Annotated in this window: 20 protein-coding genes and 1 pseudogene; 3 read left to right on the top strand and 18 right to left on the bottom strand. The window is 59.7% G+C overall.

Going from position 1 to position 22,517, the window contains the following annotated elements:
- The first annotated feature begins 87 nt into the window (after positions 1–87).
- Positions 88–825, top strand: coding sequence for a Crp/Fnr family transcriptional regulator (locus RVM26_RS16680; RefSeq protein ID WP_287808203.1), 738 nt, complete (start codon positions 88–90; stop codon positions 823–825).
- Between the two features lie 39 nt (positions 826–864).
- Positions 865–1,425 carry an invasion associated locus B family protein gene (locus tag RVM26_RS16675; RefSeq protein WP_498939764.1) on the top strand — a complete coding sequence of 187 codons (561 nt, stop codon included), beginning with the start codon at positions 865–867 and terminating at the stop codon, positions 1,423–1,425.
- Here the strand turns inward: RVM26_RS16675 and RVM26_RS16670 are convergent.
- From RVM26_RS16670 to RVM26_RS16585, 18 genes and pseudogenes are all read right to left on the bottom strand, one after another.
- A complete protein-coding gene (locus tag RVM26_RS16670; protein WP_287808201.1) occupies positions 1,422–1,715 on the bottom strand; it encodes a GGDEF domain-containing protein in 294 nt (97 codons plus the stop codon). The two genes, RVM26_RS16675 and RVM26_RS16670, sit on opposite strands and share 4 nt — an antisense overlap.
- Entirely contained in the window at positions 1,618–2,289 is a 672-nt protein-coding gene (locus RVM26_RS16665) for an OmpA/MotB family protein (RefSeq protein ID WP_287808199.1), read from the bottom strand. Before RVM26_RS16665 ends, RVM26_RS16670 begins: the two co-directional genes overlap by 98 nt.
- A gap of 4 nt (positions 2,290–2,293) precedes the next feature.
- A complete protein-coding gene (locus tag RVM26_RS16660) occupies positions 2,294–3,109 on the bottom strand; it encodes a motility protein A (RefSeq protein WP_039180782.1) in 816 nt (271 codons plus the stop codon).
- A 39-nt stretch (positions 3,110–3,148) separates the two neighbouring features.
- Positions 3,149–3,853, bottom strand: coding sequence for an RNA polymerase sigma factor FliA (locus tag RVM26_RS16655; RefSeq protein ID WP_287808197.1), 705 nt, complete (start codon positions 3,851–3,853; stop codon positions 3,149–3,151).
- 26 nt (positions 3,854–3,879) lie between these two features.
- Positions 3,880–4,191 carry a flagellar protein FlhE gene (locus RVM26_RS16650; RefSeq protein ID WP_287808196.1) on the bottom strand — a complete coding sequence of 104 codons (312 nt, stop codon included), beginning with the start codon at positions 4,189–4,191 and terminating at the stop codon, positions 3,880–3,882.
- A gap of 183 nt (positions 4,192–4,374) precedes the next feature.
- Positions 4,375–4,974, bottom strand: a complete 600-nt coding sequence (locus RVM26_RS16645; RefSeq protein ID WP_144984134.1) for a hypothetical protein — start codon at positions 4,972–4,974, stop codon at positions 4,375–4,377.
- Complete coding sequence (gene flhF, locus RVM26_RS16640) at positions 4,971–7,145, bottom strand: flagellar biosynthesis protein FlhF (protein WP_498939761.1); 2,175 nt, start codon at positions 7,143–7,145, stop codon at positions 4,971–4,973. The genes RVM26_RS16645 and flhF overlap by 4 nt, the downstream gene beginning before the upstream one ends.
- A gap of 50 nt (positions 7,146–7,195) precedes the next feature.
- The gene (gene flhA / locus RVM26_RS16635; RefSeq protein WP_498939759.1) at positions 7,196–9,280 is read right to left on the bottom strand and encodes a flagellar biosynthesis protein FlhA; all 2,085 of its coding nucleotides are present in this window, start codon (positions 9,278–9,280) and stop codon (positions 7,196–7,198) included.
- Positions 9,277–10,443 (bottom strand): flagellar type III secretion system protein FlhB, encoded by a 1,167-nt coding sequence (gene flhB / locus RVM26_RS16630; RefSeq protein ID WP_498939757.1) that lies wholly within the window; start codon positions 10,441–10,443, stop codon positions 9,277–9,279. The genes flhA and flhB overlap by 4 nt, the downstream gene beginning before the upstream one ends.
- A gap of 132 nt (positions 10,444–10,575) precedes the next feature.
- On the bottom strand, positions 10,576–11,271 hold the full coding sequence (gene cheZ / locus RVM26_RS16625; protein WP_498939755.1) for a protein phosphatase CheZ: 696 nt from the start codon (positions 11,269–11,271) through the stop codon (positions 10,576–10,578).
- A gap of 42 nt (positions 11,272–11,313) precedes the next feature.
- The gene (cheY, locus tag RVM26_RS16620; protein ID WP_016915725.1) at positions 11,314–11,703 is read right to left on the bottom strand and encodes a chemotaxis response regulator CheY; all 390 of its coding nucleotides are present in this window, start codon (positions 11,701–11,703) and stop codon (positions 11,314–11,316) included.
- 53 nt (positions 11,704–11,756) lie between these two features.
- A complete protein-coding gene (locus RVM26_RS16615; RefSeq protein WP_498939753.1) occupies positions 11,757–13,433 on the bottom strand; it encodes a methyl-accepting chemotaxis protein in 1,677 nt (558 codons plus the stop codon).
- Between the two features lie 41 nt (positions 13,434–13,474).
- Positions 13,475–14,536, bottom strand: coding sequence for a protein-glutamate methylesterase/protein-glutamine glutaminase (locus tag RVM26_RS16610; RefSeq protein WP_498939751.1), 1,062 nt, complete (start codon positions 14,534–14,536; stop codon positions 13,475–13,477).
- Between the two features lie 79 nt (positions 14,537–14,615).
- Complete coding sequence (locus RVM26_RS16605) at positions 14,616–15,488, bottom strand: CheR family methyltransferase (protein WP_498939748.1); 873 nt, start codon at positions 15,486–15,488, stop codon at positions 14,616–14,618.
- Positions 15,485–17,647 (bottom strand): methyl-accepting chemotaxis protein, encoded by a 2,163-nt coding sequence (locus RVM26_RS16600; RefSeq protein ID WP_287808186.1) that lies wholly within the window; start codon positions 17,645–17,647, stop codon positions 15,485–15,487. Before RVM26_RS16600 ends, RVM26_RS16605 begins: the two co-directional genes overlap by 4 nt.
- Positions 17,648–17,705: 58 nt before the next feature.
- Positions 17,706–18,977, bottom strand: coding sequence for a methyl-accepting chemotaxis protein (locus RVM26_RS16595; protein WP_498939746.1), 1,272 nt, complete (start codon positions 18,975–18,977; stop codon positions 17,706–17,708).
- A 126-nt stretch (positions 18,978–19,103) separates the two neighbouring features.
- Positions 19,104–19,604 (bottom strand): chemotaxis protein CheW, encoded by a 501-nt coding sequence (gene cheW / locus RVM26_RS16590; protein WP_144984104.1) that lies wholly within the window; start codon positions 19,602–19,604, stop codon positions 19,104–19,106.
- Positions 19,601–20,956, bottom strand: a pseudogene (locus tag RVM26_RS16585) (chemotaxis protein CheW); the annotation flags it as partial. The gene cheW and the pseudogene RVM26_RS16585, both read right to left, overlap by 4 nt.
- A 111-nt stretch (positions 20,957–21,067) precedes the next feature.
- Here RVM26_RS16585 and tnpC point away from each other — a divergent pair.
- Positions 21,068–22,516 (top strand): IS66 family transposase, encoded by a 1,449-nt coding sequence (gene tnpC / locus RVM26_RS16580; protein ID WP_498938507.1) that lies wholly within the window; start codon positions 21,068–21,070, stop codon positions 22,514–22,516.
- Position 22,517: the final 1 nt, after the last annotated feature.

Genomic DNA, 22,517 nt, shown 5'->3' with positions numbered 1-22,517 from the left:
AAAGTTCAGGAAAAGACGGCCCTGACTGCTTATAGTAAGCAGCGAGACTGCTTAACAATGGTTGTTTTCTGCGAGGAGACACACGCTGTGGAACAGGACAAAAGCTGTATTATCCGCCACTTTAGCCACTACTGCTCGCTCACCGATGACGAGAAAGAGCTGCTGGCCTCGTTGGAAGAGAGCCCCACGTCCATCAAGGCGGGCACGGTACTCTGGGAGATGGGGGCACCGGCCAATGAGTTTTGCACGCTGCGCAGCGGCTGGGCCTACTCCTACCGCCACCTCGAAAACGGCGACCGTCAGATCCTGGAAGTTTTTCTGCCCGGCGACATCATCGGTCTGCGGGAGTTTGCTTTTTCCCAGCGCCTTGAAAACGTCCGCATGATCAGTGACGGCGTGATCTGTCACTTTCCCCACAAGCGTATGCTGGAGGTCTTTCGCGAGTCACTGTCGCTCACGTCGGTGATGTTTGCCATTGCCAGCCGACAGCAAGCGCTGCTGACCGAACGGCTGGTCAACCTGGCACGGCGCAGCGCGCGCAAGAAAATGGCCCACTTCCTACATGAAATGTATCTGCGCCTGCGCCAGACCAACGACGATATCAGCGGACAGTTCCGCCTCCCCCTGTCACAGGAGCAGTTGGCCGATATCCTGGGCTTGAGCCCGGTGCATGTCAGCCGTACCTTCACCGCACTCAGCGAAGACGGCCTGGTATTTCGTGACCGACACCATGTCACCATTCCGGATCTCGAAGCGCTGTCCACCGAAGGAGAGTTCGACGACTGCTACCTGACCGACAACGTCAGGCCGCTGCTGGAAGCCTGAGCGACCTTGCCTTTTAGACCGAGGACGATGATACCGTTTATGCCCATCAACACCCGTACACTGCTGGCGGTACTGGGGGGGAGCCTGCTGGGCAACGCCCCGTTCGCCCTGGCAGCCACGTTCAACGTGGAGCATGCCGAACCTCACCAGCACTGGTCGTCCATGACGCTGGCACTGGGCGAAGAGCGCCATTTTCGCGCAGTGGAGGCCCACAGCTACTCCGATGCCACCCTGAGCCTCAATACCAGCCAGGGGGTATGCGACCTCCCCTGGCTGGAAATGCGCGTGACGCTGGAACAGCAGCAAGGCGAGAGCCGCGCTGTCAATCTGGTGCCCACACGGCTGCGCATCGATGACCAGCCCATCGTGGATACCATGGCCGAGTTCATCACCGAGCGCGGCGACGATGGCTTCTACGCACACTTTTACCTGAGCGATCTCGACACACTGATGGCCCAGATGCGCACCGGCGAGCAGCTGTTCCTGGGCTTCGACCAAAACGAGCAGGAGCCGTGGTACATGACCTTCAGCCTTGCCGGTGCAGACAGCGCCATCGCTCGCATGCAGCAGCTGTGCGAGGAGAGCACGACAGAAGATTAACCGGTTCGCTGCTCGGCGATTTCCACACGATTGCGACCACCGCGCTTGGCTCGGTACATGGCCACATCGGCCCGCGACATCAGCGTCTTGCAGCTGTCGCCCGGCTGCCATATCGCCACGCCGATACTGACGGTGATGGGCTGGTCCAACCCGTTGACATGCAGCGTGGCCATATAGCCTCGAGAGAGTGCTTTACCCCTCGACCCGCTGTTTGAGCAGCAGTTCAACGCGTCGGTTGGCAGCTCGCCCTTCCGGGGTAGCGTTACTTTCCATGGGTTGGCTGTCGGCATAGCCAACCGCCCGCATACGAGAAATGGCGATACCCTGACGCTCCAACTGGCGCACCACGGCAATGGCGCGACCCGTTGAAAGCTCCCAGTTGGAGGGGAAACGCGGGGTGGCAATGGGCAGATTATCCGTATGCCCTTCCACCGAGATTTGGCCTTCGAACGTTTGGAGTACCGATGTGAGCCCTTCTAACACAACTTGCCCCTGAGGCGTTAGCACATCACTGCCGCTGGGAAACAAAAGACTGTCGTCGATGCGCAAGGTGATGCCTTCACGGCCCTGCGAGACACTGACCCCCGGAATATCCAGCCCGGCCATCTGCGGCTGCACACCGTCGTGACGTGGGTGAATGCCGGTGGCCAATGAGGCCAACGGCATGGCCATGATGGCACTGGCCGGCCCCATGGCATCGCTCTCCCTCCCTTCCCCACCGCCAGGAGGCGTCAGCGCCAGCAAGAGCACGAACAGAGTAATCAGCAGCGTCAAGACGTCCAGGTAACTGGTCAACCACCCTTCGTCGCTCTCGCCCGCTGCCACTGGCAGTTCCAGCGCAAACCGTGCCTCGTGATTGAGCATGGCGCTACCCTTTCAGCGCCGAATCGACGCCTGGGCGCGGCTTGACGCTCGCATCACGGATTTCGTCGTGGTAGTTGGCCACGAACGAGTTCAACGTCTCTTCGATGAACGACGGCAAGCGACGCTTGGTAATGAGAGAAATGCCTTCCAGCACCATGTTCATGGTGATCAGGCGCTCTTCGGTCCGCCGCTCCAGTTTGACGGCAATGGGCTTGAAGACCAGATTGGCCAGCAGAATACCGTAAAACGTGGTGAGCAGCGCCACGGCCATACGTGGACCGATCACCTGCAGATCGCCCGCATCCATGACTTCCAGCATGTTGACCAGCCCCACCAGCGTACCAATCATGCCAAAGGCCGGCGCATAGGTGGCCATGGTGCGGAAAATCTGCGCTTCGGCATGCTCACGCGCCTTCAGCCGTGCGATCCGCCAGCGCAGCATGTCGAAAATTTCATCTTCCTTGGTGTTGGCAATCACCAGTTGAATACCGGTGCGCAGAAACGGGTTGCGCGTATGCTCCAGCTCCCGCTCTACCGCTCGAACATCGCCCTTGAACCATAACCGCGACATGGCCACCAGCTCGCCGATATCATCGCGCACATAGGTGTTCTCGCGGCGGAATACCAGGCCTACCAGGCGCACTACTCGCAGTACCTCCTTCAAGGGGTAGCTGATGAACGTCGCCGCCAGGGTACCGGTAATGACGATGGCCAGACCAGGCAAGTTGATAAAGCTTTCTGGCGACTCTGCGGTAAAGAACAGCACGCTTATCAACAACAGCATGCTGGCAAATATGCCGATCAACGTAGAGGGGTTCATCAACGGCTCCTTGCCGGTTAACGTGAGAGAATAAGAAGGTCAATCGTGGTCGCTCAAGCGGGCACGAAGGCGGCTGACGGCCTGGCTATGCAGTTGCGATACCCGCGATTCGGTGACGCCCAGTACCGTCCCCACCTCTTTGAGGTTCATCTCTTCCTGGTAATACAGGGCCATCAGCAGTTTTTCACGCTCGGGCAACGCCTCGATCGCTTCGATCAGAGTGTGCCGCTGCTGCTCGTCGAGCAGTTGTTCGAAAGGGCGATTGGCGCTGCCTTCGTCCCCGGCTGGCTCACCGCCATCGGCCACCAGTTCCTCGAAGGGCAGTAGCTGCCCGCTATTGGTGTCGTTGAGCAGCTGTTGATAGTCGCTCAGCGGCATCTCCAGCTCACGGGCAATTTCCACCTCTTCAGGGGGCCTGCCCAGCACCTGCTCCAAACGGCGTACGGTTTCATCGACTGCGCGGGCAGAGCGGCGCACGCTGCGCGGCAGCCAGTCCCGAGTGCGCAGTTCATCCATCATGGCGCCCCGAATGCGTTGGCTGGCGAACGTGGCAAACGTCGCGCCCTGTGCGGCATCAAAGCGTCCTAGCGCCTCCAGCAAGCCCACCATGCCCGCTTGAATCAAATCATCCAGCTCGATACTGGCGGGCAACCTGACCTGCAGTGTCAAGGCCTGACGTCTCACCAGCGGCATGTATTGAGTTAACAGCTCACTCTGCTTGATCCTGCCTTGTGCTGTATACATCCTATTGCCTCACGGCTAAACGATCTTTACTGATAATTCACGATGACCTGCAGCCCCTGTACGCGCACGGGCCGTTGCCCCGGTGACAGCGCAAAGCGCAAATGAAGCGGCGCGTTGGCTTCCAGACCTGCCAGTGCCATGGTGCTGCCACGCATGCCACTCAGAGGCACGCATTGTGCAGGATGGCATAGCCAGGCGTTGACAGGCGCATGGGCAGGCGCCTCGAAACGCCATTGCACCCTCGCCAATGTCGCGTTGCCCAGCGGTATGCCCGCCGGAGGCCTGATGGCCTGGCTGCTGCTCGCCCGATCGCTCATGGCCACCATCACCGCGGGCATTTGACTGCTCCAGCTACCTGTCGCTGCCCGCGCCGATTCACCCACAACCAGCGATAACACCAACACCCACGCGGCGCTGGAGAGAAACACGCTCCATGTCACTGTTGACCACTTTGCGGTGTTGATCAATGTTCGTAGCAACATCGTCTGTAGAGGCATTGCCGGTCCCTTGTCATGGGGTCATCAACGAGCCAGTAGCAACAGCTCTATTTGCAAATAGTGCGCAGCGGCATCACGCAGGTTGTCCAGCAAGCCCTGACGCGGAAGGTGCGGCTCGTGCAGGGCCAGCAGGCGGCGCGGCCCCCCTTGCTCACGCATCTGGCGTAGGGCACGGTACATGCTCGCGAAGGCCTCGGCGTCACTGCTCACCCATAGCGCCCAGTGAGGGTGATGCGCCAAGGCAGCCATCGACCCTGCCTCGGGGCTTGCCACCTTGACGTCCCACTCCTGAGGATCGCCCGCCCACTGGCGCCCCAGCGATGCCCACTGCGCCAAGCGACCTTTGACCTTGTCGACGTGCACGGCACCCGCTGAGCTCAACCCCACAATGACCAGTGTGCGTGTCGGGCGGGGGGCCGTTACGTTCGCTGCCGCACTTGCGACCTCCTTGGGAGCGGTTTCCGAAGCGTCCGCGCCAACGTTCGTTTGCGCCACTTCCTTGTCTGAAGTGGAAGTATCGACACTCGGCGCGTCGGCCGCAGGCTCGTCAGGTTGCTCGCCTCGCTGCTGGCGCTGCAAATCTGCCCATTTTCTCAGCCCGGCAGCCTGATCCTGGCCATTCATAGCACATCCTCGAGGCTGACACTGCCCAGTTGCCGAATGGCATCTCGGGCCATCAACACATGCAGCAGCGCGTCCAGCAGGGCCGTATCCCGGCGCTTGCGCTGGCTACCCAACAGCCGCACCAGATCCGTTCTCAGCGCCTGGCCTGGTTCATCATCGGCCAGGTCGAGGTGGCCTGCCACGGCCGCTGCACCGCTGGCCATCAACAGGCGCAGCTCACGACTCACTTCGCCACTGTCGCTTTCCTTGAGCTGTTGCCACGCTCGCTTGGTCAGTGCGGCCAGCCCATCGCTTTCGAGCTGGGTGACCAGCAGTGACAGTACATCGCTACCCAACCGGGCGGGTGTCAACCAATAGCGACGCGCGACGCGCTTGTCACTTTCAGGGTCACGGATGTCGCCCACCCAGGTCAGCAGGGCGTGACCCGAGGCGGCCTGCACCTCGACATAGGCATTCCACAGCTGCATGCGCTGGCCGCGAAAACGCACCGTGACGCTGTGGGTCAGCGTACTCTCTTGAAACAGATTCTTCAGGGCGTAGCGCTCGCCCTGATAGTCTACTCGCTGGCTGGCATGCACCGCGCTGACCCAGGTCAAACGTTGGTCGTGCAGCCAGGTGAGCACGTCGGGTTCTGGCAGAGCGGGCAGCAGGTGAACTGCCATATCTTCTCCACACTCTTCCAGACGCGGCTGCCAGCCGGCAGGCTGACGGTGCTGAAGCCGCGTCAGGGCCAACCAACGGCCCTGCTCATCCAGCCGAACATCCGGCATCGTCCAGTCACAGCCACGCCCTTGGCGGCGTGGCGACCAGGCCAGCCCCATGGCGCGGCTATTGGCATCTGCCCCGGACAACAGCTCATCCAGCCGCTGATCCTGAATGACCCTAGGCAGTGCGCCGATATCCCAGGCGGCTTCCAGCAGGTAAAAGTCATCCACCCGTTTGCGCAGTCGAGCCAGCACCGATGAGAGCCTGCGCCCTTGCCCCAGCACATCCCGCGACCAGCGTGGCAAGCTGAGCGGCGCCGAGGGTTCGGTCTGGTGCACGGCGCGGGGCTGTGCGCCCAACGCCTGAGCGATCAGCGCCTGAGGGTCGGCCACGGACATGTCTTCCGGCACCTGCTGGCCATGGGAGCCAAACAGCACACGCATGCCATGGCGCATGACGATATCCAACGCCGGGGCCAAGCGCCCCGCTTCATCCTGCTTGGTGATGATGCAGTCGTCCAGCGTCGCCCCAGCCGCCCTGGCTGCCTGGCGATAGCGCAACACGACCTCCTCCAGCGTTTCGGGCTGACTGGCGGCATTCAACATCAGCACCAGACGCACGGTGGATTGCCCCCCCTGAAGGTGTGCAATCTGCTCGATCACCCGCTGATCGCGCTGGCTCATGCCGACGGTATCGATGACTACCCACTGCTTGCCCTGAAGCCGTCCCACCAGCTCGTCAATGGGTTGCTCGACATCCAGCGCATACATGGGGGTATCCAGCAGTCGCGCATAGATCCGCAGCTGCTCATGGGCACCAATTCGGAAGCTGTCGGTAGTCACCAACGCCACCGGGCGTGTGCCATGGCGCATCACAAAACGCGCCGCCAGCTTGGCCGTGGTGGTCGTCTTGCCGACCCCGGTAGGGCCTACCAGAGCCACGATGCCGGTCTGGTCGAAAAACGCCTCTTCCTGACGCAGTACACGCAACCGCGCCATGAGCTGTTCGCGTAGCCAGGCCATCAAGCTGTCGCTGGAAGCCGGTAACGATGCCAGCTCATCGGGCAAGGCCTCGACCACTTCCTGGCTCAGCTCATGGCTGAAGCCAACGCGCAGCATCACCTGCTGCAAGTGCTCTGACGCGCTGTCCGCCCTTGGCGCAGGGTCGGGTTGCCGTCGCGCCAGCAGCTCGCGCATCTCTTGCATTTCGCGCAGCAGGCGCTCGCTCATGACTTCCAACGGGTCTGGCTGTTGGGGCAACGAAAACACCGGCGCAGCGGGTTCCTGCTGCGTGGCCGGGCTAGGGGCAGGATCGAACTGATCGACCGCATCGTCTGCCATGGCGAGGATTTCGACTCCCCCTTCGGTGCGCCGATTGGCCACGATCAGGGCGTCATCGCCGAGTACTTCTCGCACCTGGCGCATGACATCGCGGCTGTTGGCTCCGACAAAACGTCTAACGCTCATGATTCACCTGTTACCTGTGTACGAAAGACGGCTAACCATCAGGAGCGGCATCAGCGACCACCCACCAGCGTGGTCACACGCAGCGTGCGGTCGTCAGGAATTTCTGCCTGAGACATGACCACCAGGTGGCGCATGCGACGGCGCAGAAAACGCGAGAGCACGGCACGCAGCGAGTGCTGTACCACCAGCACCGGGGCTTCACCACTGCCTTCATGACGCTCCAACGCTTGCTGCGCCTGATTCATGAGCGTATCCGCGAGTCCGGGCTCCATGGCGCCGTTGCCATTCATGGCCTGAAGCAGCACTTGCTCTAGTTGCGCATCCAGACCCATGACATTCAGCGTCTCTTGCCCAGCGAACCACTGCTGGGTAATCGCACGCCCCAGCGCAATCCGTACCAGCGCCGTCAGCTCGTTGGGATCCTTTTGCTGGCCTGCATGTTCGGCCAGGGTATCCAGCACGCTGCGCATATCACGAATCGACACATCCTCATCCAGCAGGTTCTGCAAGATACGCTGAAGCACCGTCAACGAGATGGATTTGGGCACCACTTCTTCGACCAGTGACTTTTGATCGTCGCCCAGCTTGTCGAGCAGTTTCTGCACTTCCTGGCGCCCCAGCATCTCGGGGGAGTGGCGGTGCAGCAGGTGGTTGAGGTGGGTAGCGATGACCGTGCTGGCATCCACGACCGTATAACCATACACCTGTGCGTGTTCACGTTGATTGGCGTCGATCCAGACCGCTGGCAAGCCAAAGGCCGGATCCTGCGTCGGCGTGCCCTGCAGTTCCCCCGACACCTGGCCTGGGTCAATGGCCAACCACTTGCCCGGCTGTGCCTCGGCACGCCCGATCTCGGCGCCTTTCATGGAAAGCACATAGGTATTCGGCGGTAGCTCCAGGTTGTCGCGGATATGCACCACGGGCGGCAGAAAGCCCACTTCCTGGGCGAATTTCTTGCGCACGCTCTTGATGCGCCCCAGCAGCTCGCCTTTCTGGCGCGAGTCCACCAGGGGAATCAAGCGGTGCCCAACCTCGAGTCCCAGCGTATCGACGAGCTGGACATCCTCCCAGCTCGCCTCAGGGGTCTCCTGCAGCATGGGTGGCGGGGCAGCGGTCAGCTCTTGATTGACCAGCGTCTGGTTATTGCGGCGAATCAGGTACCAGGCCAGACCGGCCAACAGGCTGGTGAACAGCAGAAATACAAAGTTGGGCATGCCTGGCACAAGGCCCAATAGCCCCATCACCATGGCCGCCAGAATCATGACTTGTGGGTTCACGAACAGCTGGCTGATCATCTGCTGACCAACGTCCTGTTCGGTATTCACCCGAGACACGGTCACGCCCGCCGCCGTGGAGATGACCAGCGCGGGAATCTGGGCGACCAGACCGTCGCCAATGGTCAACAGCGTGTAGGTCCGCGCCGCATCGGCAAAGCCCATGTCGTGCTGCATCATGCCAATCAGCAGACCACCGATGATGTTGACCACCATGATGACCAGACCGGCGACTGCATCGCCACGCACGAACTTGCTGGCACCATCCATGGAGCCGTAAAAATCGGCTTCCTGTGCCACTTCTGCGCGACGTTTCTTGGCCTCGTCTTCGCCAATCAGGCCTGCGTTCAAGTCCGCATCGATGGCCATCTGCTTGCCCGGCATGGCGTCGAGCACAAAGCGCGCCCCTACTTCGGCAATACGGCCCGCACCTTTGGTGATGACCATGAAGTTGATGATCACGAGAATCAGGAAGACCACCAGGCCAACGGCAAAATTGCCCCCCACCAGGAAGGTGCCAAACGCTTCGATGACCTTGCCTGCCGAATCGCCCCCCTGGTGCCCTTCCATCAACACTACGCGCGTAGAGGCAACGTTGAGCGAAAGGCGCAGCAGCGTGGTGAACAGCAGCACGGCAGGAAACGCGGCAAAATCCAGCGGTCGCTCGGCAAACATGCTGACCAGCAGCACCATGATGGCCAAGGCAATATTGAAGGTGAAGAGCAGATCGAGCGCGAACGGTGGCAAGGGCAGGATCATCATGCCCAGGATCATCAGGATCAGCAGCGGTCCGGCCAGCAGTTTCATGCTGACATTGTTGGACCAGTTACGCTGATTGAGTAGCTGACTCAAACTTTTCATGGCTGCGCCTCATGGCCATCGGCACGACGGCCGGGCGTATCCATTTCCGGTGGGACCGGCAGATTATCGGGGGTGGGGGGCACCTCGCCTCCTTGTTGTGCTACGTGCTTGAGACGGTAGGCCCAGGCCATGACTTCGGCCACTGCGGTATACAGCTCGGCCGGCACTTCCGCCTCCAGATCCACATGATGATACAGGGCACGCGCCAGCGGCGCTGCTTCCAATCGCGGCACACCAGCCTCGGCGCCGATCTCACGGATTTTGGCAGCCACGGCATCAGCACCCTTGGCCACTAGCCTGGGCGCGCCCATTTTCCCTTCCTGATACCTCAAAGCCACGGCGTAGTGGGTCGGGTTGGTGATGATCACGTCCGCTTCGGGCACTTTGCTCATCATGCGCCCACGTGCCATGGCCTGCTGCTGTTGACGAATGCGCCCTTTGACGTGGGGGTCGCCTTCCGAGTCCTTGTGCTCTCGCTTGACCTCTTCCTTGGTCATCCTGAGCTGCTTGGCGTTGTTCCATAGCTGGAAGGGGACATCGATCAGGATGACCACGATCAGGGAAAGCACGATCAGGCCGGCCGCCAGGGCCGCCATATTGAGTGCCGTGGCCAGGGCTTGCTGAACCGGCTGATCCATCAGCCCCAGATATCTGCCAATATTAAAATATAAAAAGCTGAACGCAACGCTGCCCACCAGAATGGACTTGGCGATCGCCTTGGCAAGCTCGCTCAACGACTGCATCGAAAACAGGCGCTTGATACCTTTGACAGGATTCAGCTTGGAGAATTTTGGTTGCAGTGATTTGGATGAAATCAACCAACCTCCCAGCAGCGCGGGTGCCATCAACGCAATCACCGTCAACAGCAGAAAGAGGGGAAGCATCGCGAAGAGCGTCCGCTGGCCCAGGTCCAGCGCGTTGACCAGCATGGGGGTGGTTTCCATGGCCTGACGACGCTCGAACAGAAACGCCTGTTCCATCACGGTACCCAACTGATCATAGAGCATCTGCCCCATGCTCCAGAGACCAATCACCCCTCCCAACAACATCATGAAAGTCGTCAGCTCTCGAGACCGCGGCACCTGCCCTTCTTCACGGGCCTTGTCCCGTCGTCGGGGCGTCGCCTCTTCGGTCTTTTCCTGATCGCTGTCGTTATCTGCCATGCGGTCATCCGGCTGACGAGGGGACGATGAATCAAACTACACCATACTATGCACTCAGCCGCCCCAAAGGACGGCTGAGCAGGTAGCTATTGTGCCAGATGCGACCACTTACAATGTGTCAATAACCCAGCATTAAAAGCCTAATTCATCCAATAAGTCGTCTACCTGATCCTGGCCGGTCACGATGTCAGGCGCGTTTTCTTTTACTTGAGGACCGTTCAGCAGATCTTCATTGCGCCGCGCATTCTCGTTTTTCCACTGATCGTTCGCCTTGCGCTGCATGGTTTCACGGGCTTCGGCACCCTGGACGTTGTCGATCAGCACCTGCACCAGCTGATGCTCGATCTCACGGATCACGTCCATCATCTTCTTGATGACCTGCCCCGTCAGATCCTGGAAGTCCTGTGCCATCATGATATCCAGCAGCTCTTTATTGGTCGCTGCGGTGATCTCGGGCACATCACTCAGGTAAGTTCGCGTCTCTTTGACCAACGACTTGGCATCATCCAGCTCTTTGGGTGCCTCGAACCACTCGGCCCAACGCTTGTCCAGGGCTTCGGCACGCTCGGAGAGCTGATCCTGCAACGGCTGAGCACGATCAATGGCGTTCAGCGCCTTGTCTGCCGCCTGCTCGGTCATGGTGGCCACGTAGTGCAGACGGTCACGAGCGTCAGGAATCGCCTCCGCAGCCTTCTCGATCTCCTTGTCCAACCCCAGTTCGCGCATGTTGTCGCGCAGCATGCGGGTGAGCTTGCCAATTCGAACAATCAGGTCTTCAGCAGCCTCTTCAGAGAGTTGGGCAGAACTGCCCTGCTCATTCTGACTCATTATGTTGTCTCCTCGTTGACCGAGCACCAAAGCCCGGCTGCGTCATTTACCCATCTTCTCGAAGATTTTATTCAGCTTCTCTTCCAGAGTGGCCGCAGTAAACGGCTTGACGACGTAACCATTGGCACCCGCTTGAGCGGCAGCGATGATGTTCTCTTTTTTGGCTTCGGCCGTCACCATCAGTACCGGCAGGTCTTTCAACGCTTCATCCTGACGGATCTCTTTGAGCATCTCCAGGCCATCGAGGTTGGGCATGTTCCAGTCGGACACCACGAACTCGAAATTGCCTGCACGCAGCTTGTTGAGCGCGTCCTGGCCATCTTCCGCTTCGTCCACGTTGGTAAAGCCCAGCTCTTTCAGCAGGCTACGTACGATACGACGCATCGTGGGGAAATCGTCTACCACCAGGAAGCTCATGTTCTTATCGGCCATTGGTCATCCTCTCACATCACAATATTTACAGGGGACTGGTATTTCAGTCAGGGTTAAAACTCTTCCCACTCATCGTGGTGCTGCTGAGTGGCAACGCGACGAGCGGGCGCAGGGCTGGCAGCGGCCTTGGGCAGCGCTGACGTTACCGCTGGCGCGGTGTGCTCCGCCCGAGCATTGAGCACTTGGAAGACCGCCACAGCCTCTTCCAAACGATTGGCTTGCTCTTCCAGCGAGGCCGCTGCAGCGGACGCCTGCTGTACAAGCGCGGCATTTTGCTGGGTCACTTGATCCATCTGGCCAACGGCCTGACTGACCTGCTCGATGCCATCACTCTGCTCTTGCGAGGCCGCCGATATCTCATCCATGATATCCGTGACACGCCGCACTGCCGTGACTACTTCCGTCATGGTCTGCCCTGCCTGCTCGACCAGCGAGGAGCCTTGCTGAATCTGGCTGACCGAGGCCTCGATGAGGGACTTGATCTCCTTGGCGGCGTCCGCACTGCGGCTGGCCAGATTACGTACTTCGCCAGCGACCACCGCGAAACCACGGCCCTGCTCGCCCGCCCGCGCAGCTTCCACGGAAGCGTTCAACGCCAATATGTTGGTCTGGAAAGCAATCGAGTCGATCACGCTGGTAATGTCAGCCACTTTCTGGGAGCTGGTCGAAATACCGTGCATGGTTTGCACCACCTGCTCAACGACCTGCCCTCCCTGCTCGGCGGTAGTGGATGCATCTGCTGCCAACGTGCTTGCCTGGCGGGCATTGTCGGCATTCTGCTTCACGGTGGCCGTCATCTGTTCCATGCTGGCCGCAGTTTGCTCGATGGAGGCGGCCTGCTGCTCGGTGCGGGAGGACAGGTCTGCGTTGCCGCTGGCAATTTCTCGAGTGCCGTGATGGATTGCCTGACTGCCCTCACGCACCCTCGACACGGTGGCACTCAAGTTTTGCTGCATGGTGGCCATGGCAGCGAACAGTCGACCTATCTCGTTCTTACCCGCCTGGGGGAGCGGCTGGGTTAAATCGGCTTCGGCAATGCGTCCAAGGCGCGCAGCGGCATCGCTCAGCGGCCTGATCACCGTACGGCGCAGGCCAAGGTAGATGGCCAGTGTGACCAGCAGCGCGAGTCCAACAGCAGCGATACTGATCGTGGTAAAGAGATTACCTTGCGCCTGAGCGTCTTCACGTACGGCGCCCACGCGGCCAAAAGCATATTCGATAAACGCCGTGGTATTGGCAGCCAACTCGTCCAAGGGCTCGATCAACTCGCCGCGCAGGTGGTTGAAGGTAGAGATGTCCATGGTGTCGAAGCTGGCATGCTGCTCCTTGACCAACGCCAATACCCGCATGAAGCTTTCATCCACTGCGCCCCCTAGCAACTCAGCCTCTGGCGAGCGCGGTGCGGCCATGAAGTTCGTATAACGACGCTCGGCACGCTCCAGACGGTTGGCAGCGATATCCACCTGCTCATTGGATTGACGGGTCTGTCCCACCATCAGCAGGTTCGAAGCGGTTTCCAGCGCCAGCATGGCCTGGTTGAGCAGCGAGTCCGCACGGTTCAGCTCATTGAGCTGCTGGTTGCCGATACGATCCAGCGTGGCCAAATTGCTCTGTGCACTGCGGTCCGAGGCAATGCTCAAACCGGCGATCAGCAGAATCAACGCCACAAAGCAAACCAACGCAAAAATAACGGCAAGATGAATACTAAGATTGCGCAACAAACGTGTCATTGTTATGAATTCCCTTGTTCGTGTGTCTTGTTTCTGGGGCCCTACACGCGCTGAGCGCGTCCGGAGGCGGCCACCAGCGCCATCATTTTCGATGGAATGTCGTCCAGCGGCAGTACTTCCACTGCGCCGCCCACGGCAATGGCCTCCCGAGGCATGCCGAACACCACGCAGGTCTCTTCGTTCTGGGCAATGGTCGGGGCACCGGCCTGACGCATTTCCAGAAGCCCGGCAGCTCCGTCCTTGCCCATGCCGGTCAGAATCACGCCGACCGCGTTTTTCCCTGCATGCTTGGCTGCGGAGTGGAACAAGACATCGACCGACGGACGATGACGGTTCACCGGCGGGCCATCATTGAGCCGCGCCACATAGTTGGCGCCACTGCGTACCAACTCCAGATGCTGGTCACCAGGGGCGATATAGGCATGGCCTGGCAGTACGCGCTCACCATCGGTGGCTTCCTTGACAGTGATGCGACACAGCCTGTCCAACCGCTCGGCAAACGAGCGGGTGAAACCGCCGGGCATGTGCTGAGTGATCAGAATCGCAGGCGCGTTGGCTGGCAACGGCTCCAGCACGGCGCGAATCGCTTCGGTGCCCCCCGTCGACGCGCCAATGATGATCAGTTTTTCACTGGAGATCATCGGCGCCTTGAGCTGGCTGGGAGGGGGGGTGTTCTTGTTACGCGCCTGGCGCGGCCGAGAGCGTGCCGCCGCGCGCAATTTTTCAGCGATTTCGTTGGCGTACTCCATCATGCCACTACGAATGCCCAGGCTCGGCTTGGCCACGAAGTCCAACGCGCCCAGCTCCAGTGCCCGCAAGGTGATCTCGGAACCGCTTTGCGTCAATGAGGAAACCATCAGCACCGGCATGGGGCGCAAACGCATCAGCCGCTCGAGAAAATCCAGGCCGTCCATGCGCGGCATCTCGACATCCAGCGTCAAGACATCCGGATTGTGCTGTTTGATAAGGTCACGGGCCGCAATGGGGTCGGGAGCCACCGCGACCACTTCCATATCAGGCTGCGAGTTGATGATTTCGGTCAACAGGTCACGAATCAGCGCCGAGTCATCGACGCACAACACTCTGATCTTGGCTGCGCTCAAAGCACGCCTCCTTTAACAGTCGCCATTTCGGCATTACTCCTGTGGGCCGTGGCCTCATCAGCAGCGTCACACACAACGATCATCGATTGGCAAGGGTGTAGACGGTTTGTCCACGAAGCTTGAAAGCATCACTGATGTAAGAGAAGTTTTCCGAGTGTCCAGCAAAGAGCAGGCCATCAGGCTTCATCAGTGGTGCAAACCGCTTGAGTATTTTCGCTTGTGTATCTTTATCGAAATAAATCATGACATTACGACAAAAAATGGCATCAAAGGGGCCTTTGACAGGCCACTGTGGCGCCAGCAGGTTGAGCGGCATGAACTCTACCAGCGCAGACACTTCTGGCCGTACCCGCGCCAGCCCGATGTGGTTACCCGTGCCTTTCTGGAAAAATCGCTTCACGCGTGCTTCATCCAGCTTGCGTACCTGCTCCTGGGGATAAATACCGCGGCGCGCTTTGGCCAAGGCATCGGTGTCGATATCGGTGGCAATCACTTTGGCCTGTGACGCGCGGGCTCCCAGGCTCTCCAGCAGCGTCATCGCAATCGAGTAGGGTTCTTCCCCCGTCGATGCTGCTGAGCACCAGATAGTGACCGGCTCCTGCTTGTGCTTGATATGCTCTGCCAGCAGCGGAAAGTGGTGCGACTCTCGGAAAAAAGCCGTGAGGTTGGTGGTCAGCGCATTGGTGAACGCCTCCCACTCCTTGGCATCGGGTTGCCGCTCCAGCCGCGAAAGGTAGTCGGTAAAACGCGTCATGCCATGGTGCCGCAGCCGCTTGGCCAAGCGGCTATACACCATTTCGCGTTTGTGCTCTGCCAGCACGATGCCTGCACGCTGATAAATCAGTTCACGAATACGCGTAAAATCCGCATCGGTGAGCACCAGATCACGTTCCATCTGTCCGCTGGTTGCCCACTGTCCAGCGTCGACTCCCCGTTCGCGTTGGTCTGTCAAAATGTTTCCCACTCCTCTACAGAAGCCATTGGTCGTTTCTTGACCGGCACAGGCGGTGTGGCGCTGCGAGGTTGCGCAGTCACCTTCGGCAGCGCGGCTGCCTGCGGCTGCTCACGTTGCGGCGGCACCTGACGATGGCCTGACAAGCGAAAGGCCTCGACCGATAACGCAAGAAGCTCTGCCTGCTGCTCCAGCGCCAGCGCCGCTTGCGCCGTTTCCTGAACACGCAGTGCATTCTGCTGCGTCGCCTGGTCCATTTCGGCCACCGCCTGATTGACCTCGGCAATACCACTGCTCTGCTCTTGAGACGCTGCTGAGATATCGTGCATGATTTGCGTGACGCTACGGGCAGCCTCAGCCACTTCGCTGATCGCGACTTCGGCCCTTTCAACCAGACCCGCCCCTTCGCCCACTTGCTGACTCGAGTCATCAATCAGGCTGCGAATTTCCTGAGCAGCATCGGAACTACGTCCCGCCAGCTTACGTACCTCTTCGGCCACGACGGCAAACCCACGCCCATGCTCTCCCGCTCGTGCGGCTTCGACTGACGCGTTGAGGGCCAGAATGTTGGTCTGGAAGGCAATGGAGTCAATGACGTTGATGATGTCGGTCATCTTCTGCGAACTTTGCGTGATTCGCTGCATGTTATCGACCAACTGCGTCATCAACTCACCCGTTTGTGACACCCTTGTTGCATTATTATCGGCCAGACGCCGTGCTTCTTGAGCGTTATCACTGTTTTGACGAACGGTAGTGGTCATTTCCTCCATGCTGGACGCCGTCTGTTGCAGCGATGCCGCCTGCTGCTCCGTGCGTGATGAAAGCGCCTCGTTACCGCTGGCAATATCCTTGGCCGCTGGCGTGACGACATCGATGCCTGTCTTGACCTCGCCAATGATGCTGCTCAAGCTCTTGCGCATGGTGTCGAGGGCATCCATGAGCTGGCCTATTTCATCACGCCGTCTGGGCGGTACTCTGGCGGCAAGATTGCCGCCGGCAATCTGCAAGGTAAACCGCGAGGCTTGCTTCAGCGGTCGTGTAATGGAGCGCAGCGTCAGCAGGCTGATCACGATCAGCAGCGCCAAGCCGGTGGCTAGCACACCGACCTGAGCGCTCAGCATGACGGTTTGTCCCCGCTCGGCCTCGGAGGCCATCACTTCCGCGGTTGCCTGATTTTGGGCAATCAGCTCATTGACCAGGGAAGAGAGCGCCCGGCCATCCTCGTTCATGACACGGATCACGGCGTCCAGGCCGGTAAATGCCTGGTAGGTCTCTTCCGCTTGCAGCACATTGACCGCCTGTCGCATGCCGTTCTCCAGGAAGGCCTGCAGCTGCTCATCGAACTGGCTGGCCAGCGGCGTGGCGTTCACGTCGCGGCTGTAATAAGCTTGCCACACATCTGCCACTTCGCCAGCACTCTCCGCCACGGCATCTCCCATGTCGAAACGCTGGCTGATAAGCTCCATACGTTCAGGCTCGATCATCGACTGGCGTGTTTGAGCGATGGTTTGATCGATTTGCTGCAGCCGAATGACATCACGCAGGCCGTCGTTATTCAGCTGGTCCAAACGCTCACCGGCAATGTTCAAGCCATAAAGGCCCAGACCACCACTGGCCACGAGTAACAGCGCCGCAATGAACACCATTCCCACCAGTTTGGCGCGAATGGTATCCAGTCGCATACGCCGGATCCTAACAACGAGCCCACGCTGGCGAACGCGCCCTTTATCCAGATACAGGCGCTTGTTGCGCCCTTCACGAATATCGCTGTAGTGCTGCTCCGCTTGCTGAATGGCTTCGCGCGTCGCCTGCACACGCACGGAGGTGTAACCCACCACCTGATCGTTTTCCACGATCGGCGTGACGCTGGCATCGACCCAATAATGGTCGCCACTCTTGCAGCGGTTCTTGACCAGCCCCCGCCAAGTATCGCCACGTTTCAGCGTACTCCACAGATTCTCGAAGGCGGCCGCGGGCATGTCGGGGTGGCGAATCAGGTTGTGAGGAGCACCTATCAACTCTTCATGGCGATAGCCACTGATCGCGATAAAAGCCGGATTGGCGTAGGTGATACACCCCTTGAGATCGGTGCGAGAAACGAGGAAGTCGTCCTGGCTCAACTCGACTTCGCGTTGAGTGACTGGCTGGTTGTTACGCATCTTACTGCCTTATTGTTAATTTTAGGCGCTTGGCGCTGGTTCAGGGCGTTATCGGTACTTAAAACGTTTCCCACTCGTCTTCTGACGCTTTTTGGGTCAGCGTTGGCGGCGGGGTAGCAGGCCGTTTCATCGGTGGGGAATGCGTAGGGGCGGAAGGGACGGCTACCGCCCCTCCTGCCACACGAAAGCGCTCCACCGCTTCACGCAGACGGGCTGCCTCGCTTTCCAATTCATTGGCACTGCGGGCGGCTTGCTGCACCAGCTGAGCATTTTGCTGAACGACTTGATCCATCTGGGCAACCGCCTGGTTCACTTGCCCGATGCCGTTGCTTTGCTCTTCGGAAGCCGCCGCAATGTCATCCATGATGTCACTGACCCGCTGTACGGCAGTGACCAGGTCTTGCATGGTCTGCCCAGTCTGGTTGACGCGCTGGGTACCCGCATCCACCTTGCCCAGGGACGTATCGATCAGCGTACGGATCTCTTTGGCTGCGTTGGCACTGCGGCTGGCCAGGCTACGCACCTCCTGAGCCACGACGGCAAACCCCTTGCCGTGTTCACCCGCACGGGCCGCCTCTACCGATGCATTCAACGCAAGAATATTGGTCTGGAAAGCAATGTTATCGATAACGGTAATGATATCCGCCACTTGGTGAGAGCTGGCACTGATATCCTGCATGGTCTCGACGATTTGCCCTACTTCTTCACCGCTGCGCCGAGCGGTCAGGGTCGCATCGCCCGCCAACTGGCTCGCCTGGCGAGCGTTATCGGCATTATGGCTGACGGTAGAGGCGAGCTGTTCCATGCTGGAGGCGGTCTCTTCGAGCGAAGAAGCCTGCTGTTCCGTGCGCGACGAGAGGTCGTTATTGCCGTTGGCAATGTGCTGGGAGCGTTCGAAGATCGTGGTTCCACTGCGCCGAACGATCCCCACCGTATCCGAAAGCGCAGCCTGCATGTGCGCCATGGCACTGTAGAGCTTGCCAATTTCACTTTTGCCGGGCGAGCTGATCTGCTGGTTCAGATCACCCTGAGCCATGCGTTCGAAATAACCCACCAACCGATCCAGCGGGCGCAACACGTTGACCGTGACGCCCCATACCACGATCACGACAGTGACGATGGTCATCAGCACGATAGCGATCAGCGCCCAACGGATGCGCTCGGCAAAAGCAGTGAATGCCTGCTGCTGGGCTTGGGCATCTGCCGTAGCCTGCACCAGCGTGGCGCCATGGTGAAGCGCGTAAAGGCCGATACCACAGGCAATCACTACCAGGAGTGAAAAGGTGGCCAGCACCAGCCCCCAACTAAGACGCACCGTCATGTTACTCATCAGTTGACGCACTAGCTGTGTCACACGCATTACTCCAAACGCAACCGTACTGACTAGCGCTGTCCTTAGCACCAAGGCGGATTAAGTGGATCAGACTGGGCACGTTCCTTGTGCCCATGGCAGGTATCAGTGATGACTCGTGCTGTCCACCAGCGCCATCTCTTCACTGGACAACAGCTTATCGATATCGACCAGCACCAACATACGGTCATCCAGGCTGCCCAGGCCGCTCAGGAAGTCGGAGGAGAGCGTGACACCGAACTCAGGTGCGGGTTTGATCTGATCAGGCACGAGCGTCATCACATCGGAAACACCGTCTACCACAATACCAACAATACGATCGGCAACATTGACCACGATCACGACTGTTTGACCACCGTACTCGACATTCTCGAGGTGGAACTTGATGCGCAGGTCCACGATCGGCACGATCACCCCACGCAGATTCGTGACACCCTTGATGAAATCAGGCGCATTCGCGATGCGGGTGACGTTTTCATAACCACGAATCTCCTGAACCTTCAGGATATCGATGGCGTACTCTTCATCCCCGAGGGAAAACACCAGGAATTCGCGGTTTTCTGCTTCGGCAGCGGCTAACACTGCTTCGTTGGATGAATGACTCATGACGGCTCAGCCTCTTTGTAATAAGAGAGATGGGGTTGATTAGCGGTTTTCCTTGCTTCTTTTTTCACCCGGCTCAAACGGTGCAAGCCGGTAATATCGAGAATCAGCGCAACGCTACCGTCCCCCAGGATGGTAGCGGCCGATACGCCCGGCACTTTGCGATAATTGTCTTCAAGATTCTTGACGACGACCTGCTGCTGACCGATCAGTTCGTCTACCAGCATGGCATAGCGACGCCCCTCCCCTTGCACGATGACCGCAATGCTTTGGGTGGGGTCGGTAATGGCATTTTCGACATCCAGTACTTCATGAATGGCGATGACCGGCAGATACTCGTCGCGCACCTTGAGTACCACGTCATCTCCCGCCATGGCGTACATATCCCCTTTGGCAGGCTGTAGCGACTCCAGCACGGTAGACAACGGCAGGATGAACGTCTCGTTGCCCACTTTGATGGACATGCCATCCAGGATGGCGAGCGTCAGCGGCAACACGATGCGGGTATTGGTACCCTCGCCTTTTTTCGACTGGATTTCGACACGCCCGCCCATCCCCTGGATGTTACGCTTCACCACGTCCATGCCAACCCCACGCCCAGAGACATCGGTTACTTCCTTGGCGGTGGAGAAGCCGGGGGCGAAGATGAGCTGAAACACCTCTTCATCGGACATCGTGTCGGACACGTTGAGGCCATTTTCACGCGCCTTGGCCAACAGCCGATCACGGTCCATGCCGGCCCCGTCATCGCGGACTTCGATCAGAATGTTGCCGCCCTGGTGGCGTGCCGAGAGCACCAACTTGCCCACACGCGGCTTGCCCAGGGACTCACGCACTTCCGGCATTTCCACGCCATGATCCAGGCTGTTGCGTACCAGGTGTGTCAGCGGGTCGGTGATGCGTTCTACCAGGCTCTTGTCCAGCTCGGTGGACTTGCCTTCGGTGATCAGCTCGATCTCTTTGCCCAGCTTGCTGGCCGTATCACGCACAACTCTTGGGAAGCGGCTGAATACGAACTCCATGGGAATCATGCGGATCGACATGACGGCTTCCTGGAGGTCACGGGCATTACGCTGCAGCAGGCTCATGCCATTTTGCAGGGAGCTGTTGCTGACCGATTGGCCTTCGAGGTCGCTCACCGTCTGATCGAGCATCGATTGAGTGATGATCAGCTCGCCCACGAGGTTGATGATCTGATCCACCTTGTCGACCGACACGCGGATCGACGAGGTTTCGGCAGCTGCCTTTTTGGGCGCCTGATCGGCAGGTTTCTTGGTCGCTGCCTTGGCAGCCGCTGGCTTGGCGGGCATAGGCGCCTTGGTGACGGTAGCGCTGTCCTGCTGAGCGGGCTTGGCCACAGATGCTGGCGGTTCATAACTATTCAGGTGGCTGCGGATGGGATATCGCCAACCACCTGATTTTTCTGGTATAGTGTGCCTAATCCTTCGGCATATCTATGCGGTGACATGACCATCAGCGATATCAACGTCGACGAGGCTCTGGAGCGGGTCCGACAGCAGCTCAAGGAAGACCAGACGGTCTCTCCGTCGCTGCGTGCGGCCATCGATGTGCTGATGTTGCTGGTCAAGCTCATGGCCGATCGCCTGGCCACCAGTAGCCGCAACAGCAGCAAGCCACCGTCCCAGGATCCCAATCGCCAGCGCCGCTCGCGCGCCAAAGGCGAGCGGCGCCCCGGCGGACAGCCAGGGCATGAGGGTAAGACGTTGGCGCCGGTGACGGACCCCGACGAGGTGGTCAAGCTCCGTGTCGATCGTCGGCAACTCCCCAAGGGGCGTTCTTACCGCCCGGTCGGCGTCGAAACGCGCCAAGTGCAGGACATCGTAATCCAGGCCGTGGTCACCGAATATCAGGCTGAGGTCCTCGAAGATGATCAGGGGCAACGCTACGTGGCGCCATTCCCCGAGGGCGTGACTCGCCCCATCCAGTATGGCCCTCGCCTCAAGGCGCATGTCGTCTATCTCTCCCAGTATCAGCTGTTGCCCTATGCGCGTATCCGCGAGTTGCTCACCTCGCAGTGCGGCCTGTCGCTGAGCACCGGCACCCTGTTCGCCTTCAACCAGGAGGCCTACCAGCGGGCCGAGGCGTTCGCCGAGTGGGTGATCCCGGCGCTACGTGAAGCAGACACCGTCCATGCCGATGAAACCGGAATGCAGGTCGGTGGCAAACGCTACTGGCTACACAGCGCCTCCAACGAGGCCCTGACCTGGTTGGCCCCGCACCCCAAGCGCGGCCAGGAAGCGATGGACGCCATCGGCGTATTGCCCTTCGTGCGTGGCGTGCTGGTGCATGATCACTGGAAGCCCTACTACCGCTATCCGGATTGCCGGCACGCGCTGTGTAATGCGCACCACCTTCGGGAGCTGACAGCGGCCTGGGAGAACGATGGCCAGGCATGGGCCAAGGCCTTGCATGACCTGTTGTTGGAGATGCATCGCGCCGTGGAGGTGGCCGACGGCTGCCTCTCGGCCGATGAGACCCGAGCCTGGCGGCAGCGCTATCGAGATTGCCTGGCGAAAGGGGACGCCGAGTGCCCCCCGCCGGTGAAACCGCCACCTGGAACGCGAGGCCGGGCCAAGCGCACCAAGTCGCGCAACCTCCTGGAACGCCTCCAGGCGTACGAGGACGACGTGTTGCGCTTCCTCGACGACCCTGCCGCTCCCTTCACCAACAACCAGGGGGAACGCGATCTGCGAATGACCAAGGTCCAGCAGAAAATCTCGGGCTGTTTCCGCTCCTGGGAGGGTGCTGAGATCTTCTGCCGCATGCGTAGCTTCCTCTCGACCGCCGTCAAGCAAGGGGTGGCGGCGCATACCGCACTGGAGCAACTGTTTGCGGGTGATGTGCCAGCCTTCATGCAGCAAGAAGCCCCGACTCAGCCAACCGGTGCTGAATAGT

This window comes from Halomonas sp. KM072, from assembly GCF_050710315.1.
GTDB classification, from domain to species: domain Bacteria; phylum Pseudomonadota; class Gammaproteobacteria; order Pseudomonadales; family Halomonadaceae; genus Vreelandella; species Vreelandella hamiltonii.
The sequence above is the reverse complement of the archived record's forward strand: the minus strand, read 5'-3'. Positions and strand labels throughout refer to the sequence as shown.